The sequence below is a fragment of the Cobetia sp. D5 genome (genome assembly GCF_035666195.1).
Lineage (GTDB): Bacteria > Pseudomonadota > Gammaproteobacteria > Pseudomonadales > Halomonadaceae > Cobetia > Cobetia amphilecti.
The window spans coordinates 2,362,143-2,378,115 of record NZ_CP142020.1 but is presented as its reverse complement, the minus strand read 5'-3'; the positions used below and the strand labels follow the sequence as shown (position 1 = coordinate 2,378,115).

Below are 15,973 nucleotides of genomic sequence, written 5' to 3'. Positions count from 1 at the left end.
ACCAGGGTGACTCCACAGGGCGGGGCGCAGCGGCTACACTGCGCGCCGAGAATTTTCATTCACTCCCTGTTCACATCGGAGATCGTCTTGGCCGCGCCTGACACCCCGTCTTCCTCTCAGCCTGATGCCCGCACTGCAGAGACTCCCTGTTCCTTGCCGCGCCTCGTCATGCCCTCGACCTGGCGGGGCTGGAGCCTGCTGGTGATCTTCCTGCTGCTGGTCGTGATGGGTATCTGGCCGGTGATCGGCTGGATCAACCAGCAGACCCTGTTGTGGGGCATGCCGTCCTTGATCATCTGGAGTTACCTGATCATCTTCGCCTGCAGTGGCGCGATGTTGCTGGGCAATTGCCTGTTGCGCCGTCGCCACGGCGCAGACCCGCTGTCGAAAGCGTCCGCTGGCGAAAGAGACGGAGGCGCCGCGTGATCGATCCGCATGTTTTTTCGTCCGTGCATGACAGCGTGCCCTTGCTGGTCACGCTGGGGTATGTCGTCCTCGCCATGGCCATCGGTCTCGGCGCGCGGGGTGGCCGACGCATGGACACGCTGGAGCAGTGGGGAGTCGCCGGGCGCTCGATGGGGCCCGTGACGCTCTATCTGTTGATCGCCGCCGGCAGTGTCAGTGCCTACACCTTCATGGGCGCGCCGGGCTGGGCCTACAGCAAGGGCGTGCCGGTGTTCTATGTCGCCATCTATCTGGCCTATCTGGCGCTGGTGGCCTGGTACTTCGGCCCCAAGGTGTGGAAGTTCGGCGAGCAGTTCGGGCATGTCACCCAGGCAAGCGCGATCGCGGACCGCTATCAGAGCCCTCTGCTGGGCGCGCTGTCGGCGCTGGTGATGTCGATTGCCTCCATCGCCTATGCGGTCCTGCAGACCATCGGCTCGGCCTACATCCTATTGGTGATGAGCGGTGGGCGCATTCCGCTCTGGGCTGGCGTGTTGCTGGTGCTCAGCGCGATCGCCGTCTATCTGTTCGTCAGCGGCCAGCGCGCCATCGGGCGCACCAATGCCTTCCAGGGCGTGTTGATGCTGGTGGTTGCCTGGGTGATCGGCCTGTGGGCGGCCTATCTCTCCACCGGCGAATGGGGCTTCAGTGGCGTGTTCACGCGTCTCGAGGCCAGCCATCCGGAGTATCTGCGTCTACCCGGCGCCGGCGGCGACATGAGCTTCAGTTTCTGGACCACCTCGATCATCGTCTCGATGCTGTCCTTCATGCCGCCGGTATGGACCCAATGGATGAGCGCCGCCTCCGCCGGCACCATCCGCCGCAGTGCCAGCTGGCTGCCGACCTACTATGTGGTGATCCTGCCGCTGGTGGTGGTCGGCTTCATCGGTATCTACAGCCTGCCGGAGCTTGAGCGCGCCGACACCGTGGTGCTCGAATACGCGATGGCCAACATGCCGGTCTGGCTGGTGGGCCTGTTGGGCGCGGGCACGCTGGCGGCCTCGATGTCCTCCAGCGAGCCCTTCATTCACTCGGTGGCCCTGAGCCTGAGTCGTGATGTGCTGCAGCCGGGCCTCAAGCTTGATGACCAACGCGCTGGCAAGCTGGCGCGCTGGCTGATCTTCCCGGTGATGTTCCTGATCGTGGCACCTTTGGCGATCTGGGAGCCGGGCAATCTGGTGATGATCCTCTTGATCGGGCTGGGCTTTGCCTCTCAGGTATTGCCGGCATTTGTGGGCATGTTCTTCTGGCCGCGCGCCTCGGCGGCAGGTGTCATCAGCGGCATCAGTGCCGGCTTCGTGGTCACGGTGCTGTTTACCGTCGTATGGCCGCATCCGCTGGGCCTGCATGCCGGTTTCTGGGGGCTGATGCTCAACCTGCCGGTCTTCGTGCTGGTGTCATTGCTGACACGGCCGGTGGATGAGGCGGTGACGTTGCGCTTCTTCCGCATCGCCGCTCCCTGGAGCCTCAAGCGCTGAGATGGCGCAGGGAAGATCGAGAGCGGAGTGCTGTCGGGGGCATCACTCCGCTCTGATAATCGAGCGTTTGGCTCGACCAAACAGTTGTCTGAAATTTGGACAAGCGTTTGACAAGGTTGTGAACGATTGTCACGTTTGCGCCCGATCGCTTATTGATCCGTGTCGCCTTGTATAGAGTGAGATCATTGATTGGCTGTCCTCAAGGGAGGGGACGTGAATGAATGATCTGATGGTGCAGGTGGACAGACAGATACAGTGTGAGGGCGGTCTGGGAGTGCATTTCCCGGCCGAGATAGAAGCGCGCTTCGAGCACGATATCCATGTCGCGCGCAGCCACAAGCTTGCCTGCATGGGCGCGGTGGCGATCAGTATCTATGTGTTGTTTCTGCTCAATGACTGGCGCTTTCGCCCAGACCATATGCTGGAGGCCATCATCATTCGCGTCGGGGTCATGACGCCCATCGCCCTGATCTGCATCTACATGCTCAAGCGGGGTGTCTCGCCGGTACTGCGTGAGATGTTGATGACCGCGCTGGTGTGCTTCGCGATGATCTTCACGGCCCTGTTGATCCAGTTGTCAGTCTCGCCACATTCCTTCCTCGACCTGTTCGCACTCGGCCTTATCGTGCTGGTGGGCAATGTCCTGTTTCAGCTGCGCTTCTGGTATGCCCTGTGCTCTTCGGCCTTCCATTTCGGCGTGATGCTGTATCTGGTCAATGCCCATCCTGCGCCCTATGCCTCGGCGGGTTTCATGGCGTTGATGGTGTTCCTGTCCATCACGCTGTTTTCGATCATTTCCAATCTGCGCAGCGAAAAGGCCGAGCGCCTTTCCTACCTGTTGTTGCTGCGAGAGCAGCTCAGGGTCGAGGAGTTCACCGAGAAGAATGAAGAGTTCCGACGCCTGGCCTCGATCGATCCCTTGACCGAAGTCTATAACCGGCGCCACTTCGACAGCCTCGTGAGCTCCCTGCTCGGCAAGCAGGTCGACAGCCGGCTTCAATACGGCGTGGCCATGATCGATGTCGACCATTTCAAGGCCTACAACGACCACTACGGCCACGTGAAAGGGGACCTGTGCCTCAAGCGTATCGCGACGGCCATCTTTGAAAGCGTGCATCCCGATGTCGATATCGTGGCGCGTTTCGGGGGCGAGGAGTTCGTGGTGCTGCTGCCATCCTGTACGCCGCAACAGGCGTTGGCGCGCGCAGAAGAGATTCGCCGCCATGTTCGCGACCTGGCGCTACCGCATGGGGGGAGTTCACGCCATGGCATCGCCACCATCAGCATCGGGGTCTCGGCCGCCGGCACCGGCCAGGGCTGCAGCTTCGAGACCATACTCAAGCAGGCGGATGAGGCGCTCTATCGCGCCAAGGCCTCGGGGCGAGATCGCTGCGAGCTGTTTGCTCAGCAGGATCAGCAGGCGCTGGGCCGCGCCTTCGCCGGCTAGCGTCGGGGTGTCGTCGTGGAGTCTGAGACGAGAGCCCAAGGGGGCGTGCGCTCACGTCTCGTGTGACAGCCCCAGCTGCTGGCGAAGCCACGGCAGCATGATCTGCTCTGCCTGATGCGCCCGCGCCCCGGGGTAGACCAGATAGAATCCCTGGCCCTGGTCCGGCAGACCACACAGAGTGACCAGTTGCCCCTTCGCGATGCCTTCCGCCGCCATCAGGCGCGGTGTCAGCGCGATACCTTGATCCGCCAGAGCGGCATCGATCGCGAGACTGGTGTGATTGACCCAGAGCCGATCGGCCTTCTCAAGCCCCGAGAAGTGCGCCGCAAAGGTATGCCACCCCTGATGGCTGTCCTCGATCAATACGCTGCCGCGCATATCGAGCCTATCCAGTCGCTCGCCCAGCTGTTCCCGATAGCCGGGACTGCAGACGGCGATACGCTCAAGCCCCGTCAACCATATCGCCTTGAGTCCGGCGTCATGCTGGCCATAGCCCTGGCGGATGGCGAGATCGATCCCGTCCTGATGCAGATTCGAAAGGCCCTCGCTTGCGTGTACCCGCAGTTGCCATTCGGGATGTGCGTGGCGAAAGCTTGCCAGCCGAGGCATCAGCCACTTGGCGGCAAAGGAGGGCGGTACGCTCAACGACAGGGTGGTGTCAGCGGGGTCATGGCTGGCATCGCGCACGGCCTTGTCGATGTTGCCCAGCGCCAGGGCGATCTGCTCATGAAAGCGCTGGCCTGCGTGAGTCAATGCCAGACCACGCGGGAGACGATGGAAAAGCTTTATCCCAAGCTGTGTTTCCAGCTCGCGTACACGCTGCGCCACGGCGCTCTGGGTGAGCGACAGCTCTTGCGCCGCGCGGCGGAAATTGAGATGGCGCGCTGCCGCATCAAAGGCCGGCAGCGCGCCCAGGCGCAGTTTCGTGTTCAGGTTCTTGCTCATGTTCTTGCTCACGTTCAGGGGCGTGCTCATGTCATGCTCATGCTCAGAGCCATGCTCATGTTAAGCGCCATGGGCGCTTGGCCGGCGGGGGCGACGACACCCCTCCGGCGCCAGCACGCTATCTGAGCGGGAAGCCGACGCACCGCGTGTGACGTCATATGGCACAAGAGTGAAGATTTTCTACAGGGTAATGCAAATAATGCCCGCTTGTCGCGACGCGGAGCACAGCCGAACATGGCGCTATCGGCCTCGCACGGCGCTATCGGTCCCACATGGCGCTATCGGCCCTACATGGCGCTATCGCCAGGGGCGCCATGTGGTTGGCTCCCCAAGTATCCTCGCCACAAGGAGTACCCCATGCCTCGCTCACGATTCTCGGCACATCTTGCCTTTCTGGCGCTCGGTACCATCTGGGGCAGCAACTTCCTGTTCATGAAATGGGCGGCGGAGTGGATCACCCCGGGTCAGGTGACCCTGCTGCGTGTCGTGGCAGGCTTCATCCCCCTGGCCCTCTATGCTGCCTGCCAGGGCGTTCTGCACCGGGCGCACTGGCGCCATCTGCACCACTTCGTTGTCATGGCCCTGCTGGCGACGGCGCTGTACTACCTGGCATTCGCCTATGGCAGTTCGGTATTGCTGTCGAGTGTCGCGGGCATGCTCAGCGGCGCCATCCCGCTCTTCACCTTCGTGGCGGCAGCCTTGTTCCTGCGCAACGAGCCGATCAATGCACGTTCGATCACCGCGACCTTGCTCGGCATCATCGGTATCGCGCTGATTGCCCGCCCATGGCAGGGGCTGCAGGCGGATGTCTCGTTGGCGGGCGTGGCCGCCATGCTCGGCGGCGCGATGTGTGTCGGCTTGTCATTCGTCTATGCCAAACGCTTCGTGATGCCGTTGGCGATTCCTTCGCTGGCCCTGGCTACCTATCAGACGGGGATAGCCACTCTGCTGCTGCTCGCTGTCATTGATCTTGAGGGTATCCTGGCGCTGAGCAACGACGGTGTTGCCTTGACCGGGCTGGTAATCGGCCTCGGGGTGTTGGGAACCGGCTTAGCCTATGTGCTTTATTACTTCATCGTCGGCGAACTTGGCGCCATCAAGGCCTCTGGCGTGACCTACCTGCCCCCGGTGGTCGCCGTCATCATCGGAGTGCTGCTGATAGGGGAGCCCATCCGCGGACTCGACCTGCTGGCAATGGCGATCATTCTGGTAGGCGTCATCCTGTTGCAATCCGCGCGTCAGAAGCAGGAGGTTGCGCCTCCCAAGCCAGGCGACAGCGAGACTGAACAGGCACTGCCTCGCTCAGGTGGCCTCGAGGCCTCGAATCACTCGGGGCGATGATCAACACCTTGGATCACGACTGAGGCCGCAGCAGAGAAGCACGACTGAGCATCGCAATTGCATCTCGCAACTGCATCTCGCGATAGTGATGGGGAATGATCGAACGCCTGATGCTGCACCCTGCCTGTGAGTGGGGTGCAGCATCATGTTTCATCCGGTGTGACCTGTCTCAACCCTGTGCCACTTACCTCGAATGCCTGACACGGGTAAGGTTGAGGCAAATGGCCACAGGTTGATGAAATTTGCCTCATGTCTGAACCGCAGCCCGACCCCTCTGAATCCTCCGGGCTTTCAGAACAGCCCGCGCCATCCCGCATGCCTCCTCTAGCGTCGGCGACGGCGTCGGAGCCCCTCCCTGCGCCGTATCCGCGCCCGGATTCACCGCCACTGCTGGCGCCGGGGGCCGCTGAGCACACGCTGAATGTCTGGTTGGTGCCGCGCTTCTCGATGTTGACGTTGTTCTGCCTGCTGGAACCGCTAAGGGTCGCCAATCGCTTCGGACGGCCGCTGTTCGCCTGGCGTCTGCTGTCCAGTGATGGCGAGGCTGTCGTGGCCAGCAATGGCGTGCGCATCGACGTCGATGGTGCCTTGTCGTCTCTGGTCGATGAGCCGTCGTCGGGTGGCCAGGGTGGGGCGCAGACGCGCTTGATGGTGGTGTCATCCTACGGGCCGGAAGTCAGCGTCGGCAGCCAGGCGCGTGGCGTGATTCGTCATCTGGCAGCCCACGGCGCCTGGCTGGGAGGGTTGGATACCGCCCCCTTCATTCTGGCGCGCGCCGGGGTGCTCGCCGGTCATCGGGTCGCCCTGCACTGGGAGAGCGTGCCGGCCTTTCGCGAGGAATTCCCTCAACTCGAGATCAGTCAGGCCGACTATGAATGGCAGGGCGAGCGGCTGACGGGGTCTGGCGGCGCGGCCAGTATCGACATGATGCTGGCGTGGATCGAGTTTCTGTACGGGCCGTCGCTGGCGGACGCCGTCGGGCGGCAGCTGGTGCATCAGCGTGGGCATCTGGCCACGCCTGCTGCGGTCAGCACTCCAGACGATTCGCTGCCACGCAGTGTGGTCAAGGCGCTGGCCGTGATGGAGGCCAATCTTGCCCAGGTGCTCTCGATCCCCGACATCTGCCGTCTGGTCGGCCAATCCCAGCGCCAGTTGACGCGTCTGTTCATGGCGCATTTTGAGGAAACGCCCAAGCAGCGCTATCTCGGCATGCGCCTGGATCATGCCCGGTGCGTATTGGCCGACAGCAGTCGCAGCGTCTCCCAGGCGGCCCTCGGCGTCGGATTCACGCATCTGGCGCACTTCTCGCGTGCCTATCGCCAGCGATTCGGTGAGCCGCCCAGCGCGACCGCGCGCCGTGGTCAGGCCACGCCCTGAGGCGGGTCATCATCCTGCGCTCCCTCAAGGCGTCACGGATGGCGCCAGGGCGCAAAAAGAGCCGCAAAAGGGAGTATGATCGCGCCGCCGTGCCGAAACAGCGTCACAGAAGACGACTCGGCAGAAGAGGCCATCACGGTTCGCGACAAGCATATACGCCATTGTTTCATGCGCACGCCAGCGCACTGCAGGAGGCTTCACGAGAATGAACTGGATAACCTGGCTCGATCTGGCCGGTGTGATGATCTTTGCCCTGACCGGTGTCGTCGTGGCGTGCCGTTCACGCATGGACCCGATCGGCATGCTGGTGCTGGGCGCCGTGACCGGTATCGGCGGCGGTACGCTGCGTGATCTCGTGCTGGGAATCGGCCCGGTGTTCTGGGTCGAGCAGCCGATCTATCTGTGGGTCATCCTGTTGACGGTAATGGTGGCGACGCTCGGCTTTCATTATATCCATCGCCTGACGCGGGTTTTCCTGCCGGTCACCGATGCCTTCGGGTTGGCGCTGTTTACGGTGTTGGGCGCGCACAAGGCGCGCATGCTGGGCGTGGATGGCATCGTGGCCGTCTTGATGGGCACCATGAGTGGCGTGGCGGGTGGCATGATCCGTGATGTGCTCGCGCGCCGTGTGCCGATGGTGCTGCGTCAGGAAATCTACGCCTCGGCGTCGCTGGCGGGTGGCATTCTCTATATCGCGCTTCTCGAGGCGGGTGTTGGCCTGGCGTGGGCCACTGGCGCTGCCATCTTGCTGATACTGGCGATTCGCCTGCCGGCGATCTATTGGCATCTGACCTTGCCGACCTTTGCCTGGGTAATCATCCCGCCACCCCCGCTGGCTTCGCAAGACAGTGGCCAGAGGCATGATCAGGCCCCGTCGGGGGCAGAGGGCACGGGCGGGGAGAGTCGCGAGGGCGTGCACGCCGCGCCAGATGGCAGACCTCGTCAGCGCTCGGAATTCGCGACGACGCTGGGCGGCTCGATCGGCGCCAGCGATGTCTCGCCCTCAGGTCAGCTGGAGACACCACCGGCGCCTCCGTCATTGCCGCGGCGCACGCCCAAGGCACGGGTCAGGATGCTGCGCCCCGGCGAACGCCGCCGTGGTGGGCTCTAGGCGACATCCTTTTGCTGAGTGATTTGATCGGCAAGCCATATTGCAGAAGCGATCATGATGCGCATCATTATTGTGATTTCTGCAAAGATGCATGGGACCATGCATGTTGCACTTTCAAGGAGATCACAGCATGCGCAGCCGTTCGGATGACCTCGAGTTGCTACTGGCCGTGGTGGATAGCGGGGGCTTCAGCGCCGCCGCCAATCGGTTGAACATTCCGGTGGCCAAGGTATCGCGGGCCATCCAGCGCCTGGAGGGTGAGCTGGAAACGCCGCTGCTGAACCGCACCACACGCAGCGTGGCACTGACCGATGAGGGGCGTGGCTTCGTCGAGCGCGTGCGCGAGGGCTTGTTGCTGCTCGGCAGTGCCGAAGAGGCCCTGTTGCAGCAGCGCGATCAGCCCAGCGGGCGGCTGCGCGTCGATGCCGCGAGCCCCTTCGTGCTGCATCAGCTGGTGCCGCTGGTCGCGGAGTTCTCACGCAGCTATCCCGGCATCGCGCTGGAGCTGTCTGCCGCCGATGACATCATCAATCTGCTGGAACAGCGTACCGATGTGGCCATCCGCATCGGCGAGCTGGATGACTCCACGCTGCACGCCAAGGTGCTGGGGCGCTCCACGCTGCATCTGGTCGCAAGCCCCGCCTATCTGGCCGAGCATGGCGTGCCGTCCAGTGTCGCGGCGCTGCAGACCCATCAGCTGCTGGGGTTCCTGCCCCCCAGTCGTCTCAATCGCTGGCCGCTCAAGGGTGCCGCACAGGGCTTCGACACGACACCTCATCTGCCGACCACCAGTGGCGAAGTCATGCGTCAGCTGTGCCTGGCGGGACATGGTATCGCCCTGATCTCGCGCTTCATGCTGGGCAATGACCTCAAGACCGGCGCTCTGGTGGAAGTGTTGCCCGGCCAGATCCAGAGTCCCAATCCCCGCGAGCAGATCCAGGCGGTCTATTACCGCAACAGTACGCTGTCGCCGCGCATCAGCGCCTTCGTCGAGTTTCTCGCCACCCGCCTGACGCTGTGAGTGGCTGATGTCTGGCGCCCCAGATTTGCCCTGACAACAGCGGATAAAGGGGCGCTGATTTGTCCTGGCACAGAGTTTTAACGATTATCCCGCACCTGAAGCATGGCAGTGGAGTCGGGCTGATTTAAATAAAGTTTATAATATCTTGATGAAATCTGTTTATTGACGCATGTTGCATGGCGTATTTCACGGGCAATAGCGATATATTGGGCTGACAAGGATGTAATCAGCGCTTCAGGGACGAGCAGATGATAGCCAAGGAAAAAGAGGCCTACAGTGGCGACGATGAGCGCGCCAGGTACGGTCACCGCCAGGAAGAGGATGTGGCCTTCCATCTACGGCGTGCCTTCGGGGATGACCCCGAGGTCGTGATCTTCAATGATCTGCGACTGAAATACGGTGAGGAGAATGCCCAGATCGATCATCTGGTCATGCATCCCTTCGGCTTCATCATCATCGAGTCGAAAAGCATCACTGGTGAAGTCAGGGTCAATGCGGCAGGTGAATGGCAGCGCAGCTATCGAGGCAATTGGTCTGGGCTCAAGTCACCACTGCGTCAGGCGGAATTGCAGCAGGATATTCTCAAGCGCCTGTTGATCGAGCATCGCACTCGTTTGATGAACAAGACCCTGGGGCTGCAAGGCGGCTTTGCCGGTCGACAATGGAAAGTGCTGTGCGCCGTCTCGAGCAATGCCATCGTGCACCGTGACGATATGGCCAAGGGGGTCTCGGCTCAGGTGGTGAAGCCGGAGTTTCTCCACGAGCAGGTCAGTGGTCTGATCGGGGCGCGGTCGATGGTCAAGCGTGCCTTGCTGTTCGATACGCGTCCGGAGTTCACCAAGGATGAGCTTGAGCGTGTCAGCGAGTTCCTGCTCAAGCAGGACGCCCGTTCGCGTCGCGCGCATGCCGTCGAGAGCGTCCGTCGCGAGGTGAGTCGTCGCCCGCAGCCGGCAGCGAAGACGCCAGACGCCGCTGACAGTGCCGCGAGTCGATGGGCGGTCAATGAGGGTAGTCTCCGCGAATCTGACAGCAAAGCCCTCGCCAACAAAGATCTCGGTAACAATGGCGCGGGCTACAGTGCTCATGGCAGCAATGGCATTGGCGACAATGCGCCTGGCAGTCATGAGCTTGACGACCAGGAGCGCCATAATAAGAAGCAGCGCGCCATGGCCAGGCAGGGAGGCGATTCGAGTGCAGTGGCAGTTGCCATCCCCGCCGCCGCGGCAGTCAATGAGGCGAAGGCAAGCGCCGAGAGCGTCGCCAAGCCCAAAGCTGAAACCAGAGCCGAAACACCAGCGCCGCCAACCGAGGCACCAGTCGGGTCGCCAGTGCCTGAAGCGTGCCTGGCCTCGCCCCAGTTGAGCGAGCATCTCGACAGAATCACCGCACGCCTGAAGGCTTCCGCCACCACGCAAGCGCCACCGGAAGTGCGTGTCCAGTGCCAGAAATGTCAGGAAAAAGATGCACTGCTGGGGCGTTATGGCCCCTACGGCTATTACGTCAAATGTCAGGTCTGCAACGCCAATACATCACTCAAGCAGGGCTGTCCGGCCTGCGAGCATCACAGCGTACGCCTTAGCAAGTCCGGGGCGGTCTACTCGGGGCATTGCCCGCAATGTGAGCACGAGTTCGTGATATTCCGACAGCTCGATTGATGTGGTGCCTTGCAGACAGACAACGCCCGCATTCCTTTATCAGGAATGCGGGCGTTGTCATTCAGAGGGCCGGCGCGACCGACCTCTCTATTATCGACTCAATTATCGACTCAATTGTCGACGGGCCAGACCTTGAAGATACGGTACGGCGCCTGGCCGCTGTCCTTGCCGTCATTGAAGGGCGGCGTGCTGTCGAGCTGGTTGACGGTGACATAGAGCCAGCCGTCGGCTGCCATGCGCACGCCATCCGGCCAGTCGAGACGCTCATCGCGCACCAGCGGCGTCAGTTTGCCATCGGCGCCCAGTACATCCAGCCCATGCTGATTGAGGTTGGTGAAGTAGTGGATACCCCCGGCGGTATCCGCGCCATCGGAAACGGGCTTGTCGCCGACGCGCGTGATGGCAGCGGCGATGGTGGAGTGATCGGCGCCTTCGCGCAGCAGTCTGGCCGGTACGCTGTACCAGCTGTGGCCGGTCATGGCGCCGAAGAAGACCGTCTCGCCATCGCCGGACAGGGTGATCGGGTCGACGCCGACCTTGGCAGGCTTGCCATTGAACTGGACGTCCTTGCCATCGATCTTGAGCTTGGCACCGGGTTCTGCCTCAAGCGCCGGATGCTCGCTGAAGCGGGTGGCCTCGCCGCTCTCCAGGTCAACGGTGATCAAGCCCGGATTGGCGATGTCTGCCAGATAGGCCACGCCACGGCTGCGGTCCACTGCCAGGTCCTGTACGAAGCTGCCCTCGGGGGCGATATTCGCCGGTAGAGTCAGCTTGGTAATCAGCTTGCCCGAGGCAATATCGAAGCCCCACAGGCGGGTCTTGCCCAGATGCAGCCCCATGTCGGTGATCCAAAGCCCGCCCTGGCCATCCTGATAGATGCCCAGCGGGGAATCGATGGTCGCATCGCTGTAGCGGCCGGCATGCGTCTGCAAGGCGGGGGAGGGCCAGGCGCGGTAGCTGTTCTGACCGGTGATCTCGACCAGCTGCACGTCGTGATCCCCATCCATCGGGTGGATGGTGGCGAAGACCTGTCCATTGGGCGTCACCGCCACATTGCCGGGGCGAATCTGCATGACGGCGACAGAGCGCATTTCACCGTAGGCAGGCCCGGCCTTGAGCGCTGAGGTGGTGGCCGGCAGGGTCGTATGGCCGTTGGCGCAGCCCGTCAGCAGGCCGGTAAGCAGGGCGACCATGCCCAGATGTCGGGTCGAACGGACGGGGTCAGGCATCAATGTTTCCTTGTCGTGGTAATGCTGGTGTTACTGTCGCAGTGAGCGATATCTTGAAGGCAGGGATTTCTCTATGACGATAATTGCCTGAAAAATCATGAGCATAGAGTAACCTAAAGCACCGTGCAGACCAAAAAAAACGCCCTCATGGAGGGCGTTTTTCATTGCAGCGTCAGTGCCTTGCGGCCAGCGGCCGATTCGATCAGGCGTGACGCGAGATCATGGCGTCGAAGTTTTCCTTCGGCTGGACGCCGGTCAGGGCTTCGAGCTTCTCGCCGGACTTGAACAGCGCGATGGTTGGCAGGCCGCGGACGCCATTCTGGGCGGCGAGGTCCGGTGCATCATCGACATTGATGGCGACGACCTTGAGGGCATCACCCTGTTCTTCGGCGATGGATTCGACGATCGGGTCGAGCATCTTGCACGGGCCGCACCACGGTGCCCAGAACTTGACCAGTACCGGCTGCTCGCTCTCGATGACTTCCTGGGTGTAGTTGCTATCGACGACTTGTGCGAAATCCGCCATTTGTCTCTCCTGTGCATCACGAGGGATGCGTGATTCAAAAGGGCACTTGGTGTGCTTGATGGGCACACACTAACGCTGCTCGACTTTTGTTCGCAAGCGCATTCGCTTTTGAGGCCAGGCAACATATGCGTGCCGTTTGCGCAACAGTGGCGATGGTGTGACCGCCTACCCGCTGGTACACCGAGCCAAGCGACACTCTGATCGCGCTTCATTCGCCCTCCATTCAACCTCCATTCGCTCTCCATCGCTGCCATCGATTCCCGCGCCGGCTGTCATCCAACTGTCATGCATGTGTCACTTGATATATGGAAAAACACATATATGATATTTCGCATGTCACCGCGCTTCAGCCGGCTGGCAGGCAACCTGACTTGCCATGCGTCAGGTGCCGGTGAGAGGGGGTCGGGAGAGGGAATCGGGTGGGGGAATCGGGTGGGGGAATCGAGAGGGGAGCAAGATGGCTCAGGCATACGCGAGGACATCGCCATGAAACCGTCAACCAATGACGTTATTGATGGAGTGGGAGACATGGCGGCGTGCCTGACACCGTTGCAGGTCTTCAAGTGCCTTGCCGAGGACACTCGCCTGACCGTCGTGCAGCTATTGGCCCAGATGGAAGAATTGTGTGTCTGTGAGCTTATCTGGCTGCTGGAGCAGCGCGCCATGCCCATCTCCCAACCCAAGGTCTCGCGGCATCTCGCCCAGCTGAGAGATGCTGGCCTGCTGACCAGTCAGCGGCGTGGCCAGTGGGTGCACTACCGCCTGGCACCTGACCTGCCGGCCTGGTGCCATCAGATACTCACGACCCTCTGTCAGGCCAACGCCCACGAGGTGTCGCGCTGGGTGGCGTGGCTGGAGACGATGCCCAACCGCCCTGTGCGCTGTTGCTGAGCGCACAGGCTGTAGAACGTTAGCCGAATCTTTTCGAACACTCTCAAGGAAATGCCCATGTGTCCTGCTCATAGCGCTCCGTCCTATTCCTCGTCCATCAGCGTGCCGGAGGGCATGCCGGCCCTGCGCGTCGGTATCAACGGCTTCGGGCGCATCGGTCGTCTCGCCCTGCGCGCGCTGTGGAAGCTGCGCGAGGATATCGCGCTGGACGTGGTGCGTATCAATGACCCGGGTGGCGATGCCGCGACCTTCGCCCATCTGCTGGAATTCGATTCCGTGCATGGCCAGTGGTCGCCGGGCGCCGGTATCACTAGCGACGCGGACTCCATCTCCCTCGATGATCAGCGCACGGCATTCTCAAGCCAGCGTGAGATCGGTGACACCGACTGGTCGGGCTGCGATGTGGTGATCGAGGCCTCCGGCAAGAAGAAGAGCACCGAGGTGCTGAACGCCTATCTCGAGCAGGGCGTCACGCGGGTCGTGGTCTCCGCGCCGGTCAAGGAAGAGGGCGTGCTCAACATCGTCATGGGCGTCAATGACCACCTCTACAACGCCGAACAGCATCGCATCGTGACGGCGGCCAGCTGCACCACCAACTGCCTGGCACCGGTGATCAAGGTGATTCAGGAGCAGTTCGGCATTCGTCATGGCTCCATGACCACCGTGCACGACATCACCAATACCCAGACGATTCTGGATGCGCCGCACAAGGACCTGCGCCGCGCGCGTGCCTGCGGCATGAGCCTGATTCCGACGACCACCGGTTCCGCCAAGGCGATCAGCGCCATCTTCCCGGAACTGGAAGGCCGCTTGAACGGCCACGCCATTCGCGTGCCGCTGGCCAATGCCTCCCTGACCGACATGGTATTCGAGCTCAACCGCGAAGTGACGGTGGAAGAGGTCAATCAGGCGCTGCAGAGCGCGGCGGAAGGTGAACTGGCCGGCGTGCTGGGCTACGAGACACGTCCGCTGGTGTCGATCGATTTCCGTACCGATTCCCGCTCCAGCATCATCGATGCGCCCTCGACCATGGTCGTCGCGGGCACCCAGCTCAAGCTGTACGCCTGGTATGACAACGAGTGGGGCTATGCCAACCGCACCGCAGAGCTAGCGCTGAAAGTGGGCCTGGGTGATCTGGCCGACGCCAGCACACAGGAGCGCTGACATGCTTGCCCGCCTGCGAGAGCTGCCCCATGAGGTGCGCCAGTACCTGCTGGTGACGGGGAATTACTGGGCCTTCACGCTGACGGATGGCGCACTGCGCATGCTGGTGGTGCTGCATTTCCATTCGCTGGGCTATTCGGCGCTGGATATCGCGCTGCTGTTCCTGTTCTACGAAGCCTTCGGTGTCGTCACCAACCTGGTCGGCGGCTGGCTGGGGGCGCGGCTCGGCCTCAATCGCACCATGAATGCGGGGCTTGCGATGCAGCTGGTGGCGCTCGGCATGCTGTTGGTGCCGGAGCCCATGCTGACGGTGATCTGGGTGATGATTGCCCAGGCGCTGTCGGGCATCGCCAAGGACCTCAACAAGATGAGCGCCAAGAGCGCCATCAAGGTGCTGGTGCCGAAGGGGCAGCAGGCGGCGGAATCGCAGAGCGCGCTGTATCGCTGGGTCGCGCTGCTGACCGGTTCCAAGAATGCCCTCAAGGGTCTGGGCTTCTTCCTCGGTGGCGCGGCGCTCAGTCTCATCGGCTTCCAGAGCACGGTATTGGCCATGTGGCTCATGCTGGCCGTGGTGCTGGTGCTGTCATTGCGCAAGCTCTCGGCATCGTTGGGGCAGCGCAAGGCCAGCCGCAAGCCGGCGTTTCGTGAGATGTTCTCGACCTCGCGGGCGGTCAATGTGCTGTCGGCGGCGCGCATGTGCCTGTTCGCTGCACGCGATGTCTGGTTCGTGGTCGCCTTGCCGGTCTATCTGGCCGAGGTACATGGCTGGAGCTTCTGGACAGTCGGTATCCTGATGGCCGCGTGGGTGATCGGTTACGGCGGGGTGCAGACCCAGGCCCCGCACATCACGGGGCCGATCGCGCGTCGCTTGAGCGGTGATGCAGGCGTGCGCTGGATGACCGTGCTGCTGGCCGGTGTGCTGGCGCTGTTGCCCGCGCTGATGGCGAGCATGTCGCTGGACGCCCAGCAGGGTGTCGATAGCAGTGCCGCCATCCTGTTGGGGCTGCCACCCCTTGAGTGGTTGATCATCGGCCTGCTGGTGTTTGGCGTCATCTTCGCCGTCAATTCCAGCTGGCACAGTTACCTGATCGTGCGCTTCGCGCGCAGTGAAGGCGTGTCGATGGATGTCGGCTTCTATTACATGGCCAACGCCATGGGGCGTCTGCTGGGCACGTTGCTGTCCGGTTGGCTCTATCAGGCCTATGGTCTGGAAGCCTGCCTGTGGTGGTCGGCGGCACTGGTGGCGGCGAGTGCCGTGATGGCCATCGCATTGCCCTCGGACACGCAGCATGCCTCCACTCAGGAGACGTCGGCCAACTGAAGCCTTCGCCGGGCACCTGACGC

The 15,973-nt window shown here is 62.3% G+C and carries 13 protein-coding genes and 1 pseudogene; 11 read left to right on the top strand and 3 right to left on the bottom strand.

The window, feature by feature from the left end; genetic code table 11:
* Positions 1-153 precede the first annotated feature (153 nt).
* The 3 genes from U0O11_RS09940 to U0O11_RS09930 all read left to right on the top strand — a co-directional run bounded on the left by U0O11_RS09940 (position 154) and on the right by U0O11_RS09930 (position 3,369).
* Complete coding sequence (locus tag U0O11_RS09940; protein ID WP_192839227.1) at positions 154-426, top strand: hypothetical protein; 273 nt, start codon at positions 154-156, stop codon at positions 424-426.
* A gap of 74 nt (positions 427-500) precedes the next feature.
* Positions 501-1,922, top strand: a complete 1,422-nt coding sequence (locus U0O11_RS09935) for a sodium:solute symporter family protein (RefSeq protein WP_324692515.1) — start codon at positions 501-503, stop codon at positions 1,920-1,922.
* A 217-nt stretch (positions 1,923-2,139) separates the two neighbouring features.
* Entirely contained in the window at positions 2,140-3,369 is a 1,230-nt protein-coding gene (locus tag U0O11_RS09930) for a GGDEF domain-containing protein (RefSeq protein ID WP_324689702.1), read from the top strand.
* Positions 3,370-3,420: 51 nt separating this feature from the next.
* Here U0O11_RS09930 and U0O11_RS09925 read toward each other — a convergent pair whose 3' ends face one another.
* Positions 3,421-4,344: a LysR substrate-binding domain-containing protein gene (locus tag U0O11_RS09925; protein ID WP_324689701.1), complete on the bottom strand. Its 924-nt coding sequence runs from the start codon at positions 4,342-4,344 to the stop codon at positions 3,421-3,423.
* A gap of 327 nt (positions 4,345-4,671) precedes the next feature.
* Here U0O11_RS09925 and U0O11_RS09920 point away from each other — a divergent pair, with 327 nt between their 5' ends.
* The 5 genes and pseudogenes from U0O11_RS09920 (at position 4,672) to U0O11_RS09900 (ending at position 10,819) form a co-directional block, all read left to right on the top strand.
* The gene (locus tag U0O11_RS09920; RefSeq protein WP_324689700.1) at positions 4,672-5,655 is read left to right on the top strand and encodes a DMT family transporter; all 984 of its coding nucleotides are present in this window, start codon (positions 4,672-4,674) and stop codon (positions 5,653-5,655) included.
* Positions 5,656-5,970: 315 nt separating this feature from the next.
* Positions 5,971-7,032: a GlxA family transcriptional regulator gene (locus tag U0O11_RS09915; RefSeq protein ID WP_324692514.1), complete on the top strand. Its 1,062-nt coding sequence runs from the start codon at positions 5,971-5,973 to the stop codon at positions 7,030-7,032.
* Between the two features lie 205 nt (positions 7,033-7,237).
* Positions 7,238-7,858, top strand: a pseudogene (locus tag U0O11_RS09910) (trimeric intracellular cation channel family protein); the annotation flags it as partial.
* Positions 7,859-8,273: 415 nt separating this feature from the next.
* Positions 8,274-9,164, top strand: coding sequence for a LysR family transcriptional regulator (locus tag U0O11_RS09905; protein WP_215822950.1), 891 nt, complete (start codon positions 8,274-8,276; stop codon positions 9,162-9,164).
* A 248-nt stretch (positions 9,165-9,412) separates the two neighbouring features.
* Positions 9,413-10,819 (top strand): nuclease-related domain-containing protein, encoded by a 1,407-nt coding sequence (locus tag U0O11_RS09900; RefSeq protein ID WP_324689699.1) that lies wholly within the window; start codon positions 9,413-9,415, stop codon positions 10,817-10,819.
* Between the two features lie 110 nt (positions 10,820-10,929).
* On the opposite strand, the gene U0O11_RS09895 is transcribed toward U0O11_RS09900, so the two are convergent.
* Positions 10,930-12,048 carry an L-dopachrome tautomerase-related protein gene (locus U0O11_RS09895; RefSeq protein ID WP_324689698.1) on the bottom strand — a complete coding sequence of 373 codons (1,119 nt, stop codon included), beginning with the start codon at positions 12,046-12,048 and terminating at the stop codon, positions 10,930-10,932.
* Positions 12,049-12,250: 202 nt separating this feature from the next.
* Positions 12,251-12,574, bottom strand: a complete 324-nt coding sequence (trxA, locus tag U0O11_RS09890; protein WP_054557199.1) for a thioredoxin — start codon at positions 12,572-12,574, stop codon at positions 12,251-12,253.
* 486 nt (positions 12,575-13,060) lie between these two features.
* Here trxA and U0O11_RS09885 point away from each other — a divergent pair, with 486 nt between their 5' ends.
* From U0O11_RS09885 to arsJ, 3 genes are all read left to right on the top strand, one after another.
* A complete protein-coding gene (locus tag U0O11_RS09885) occupies positions 13,061-13,465 on the top strand; it encodes a metalloregulator ArsR/SmtB family transcription factor (RefSeq protein WP_431195348.1) in 405 nt (134 codons plus the stop codon).
* Between the two features lie 114 nt (positions 13,466-13,579).
* Positions 13,580-14,629, top strand: coding sequence for an ArsJ-associated glyceraldehyde-3-phosphate dehydrogenase (locus tag U0O11_RS09880; RefSeq protein WP_131433055.1), 1,050 nt, complete (start codon positions 13,580-13,582; stop codon positions 14,627-14,629).
* A 1-nt stretch (position 14,630) separates the two neighbouring features.
* Positions 14,631-15,950 carry an organoarsenical effux MFS transporter ArsJ gene (gene arsJ, locus U0O11_RS09875; protein ID WP_324689697.1) on the top strand — a complete coding sequence of 440 codons (1,320 nt, stop codon included), beginning with the start codon at positions 14,631-14,633 and terminating at the stop codon, positions 15,948-15,950.
* Positions 15,951-15,973: the final 23 nt, after the last annotated feature.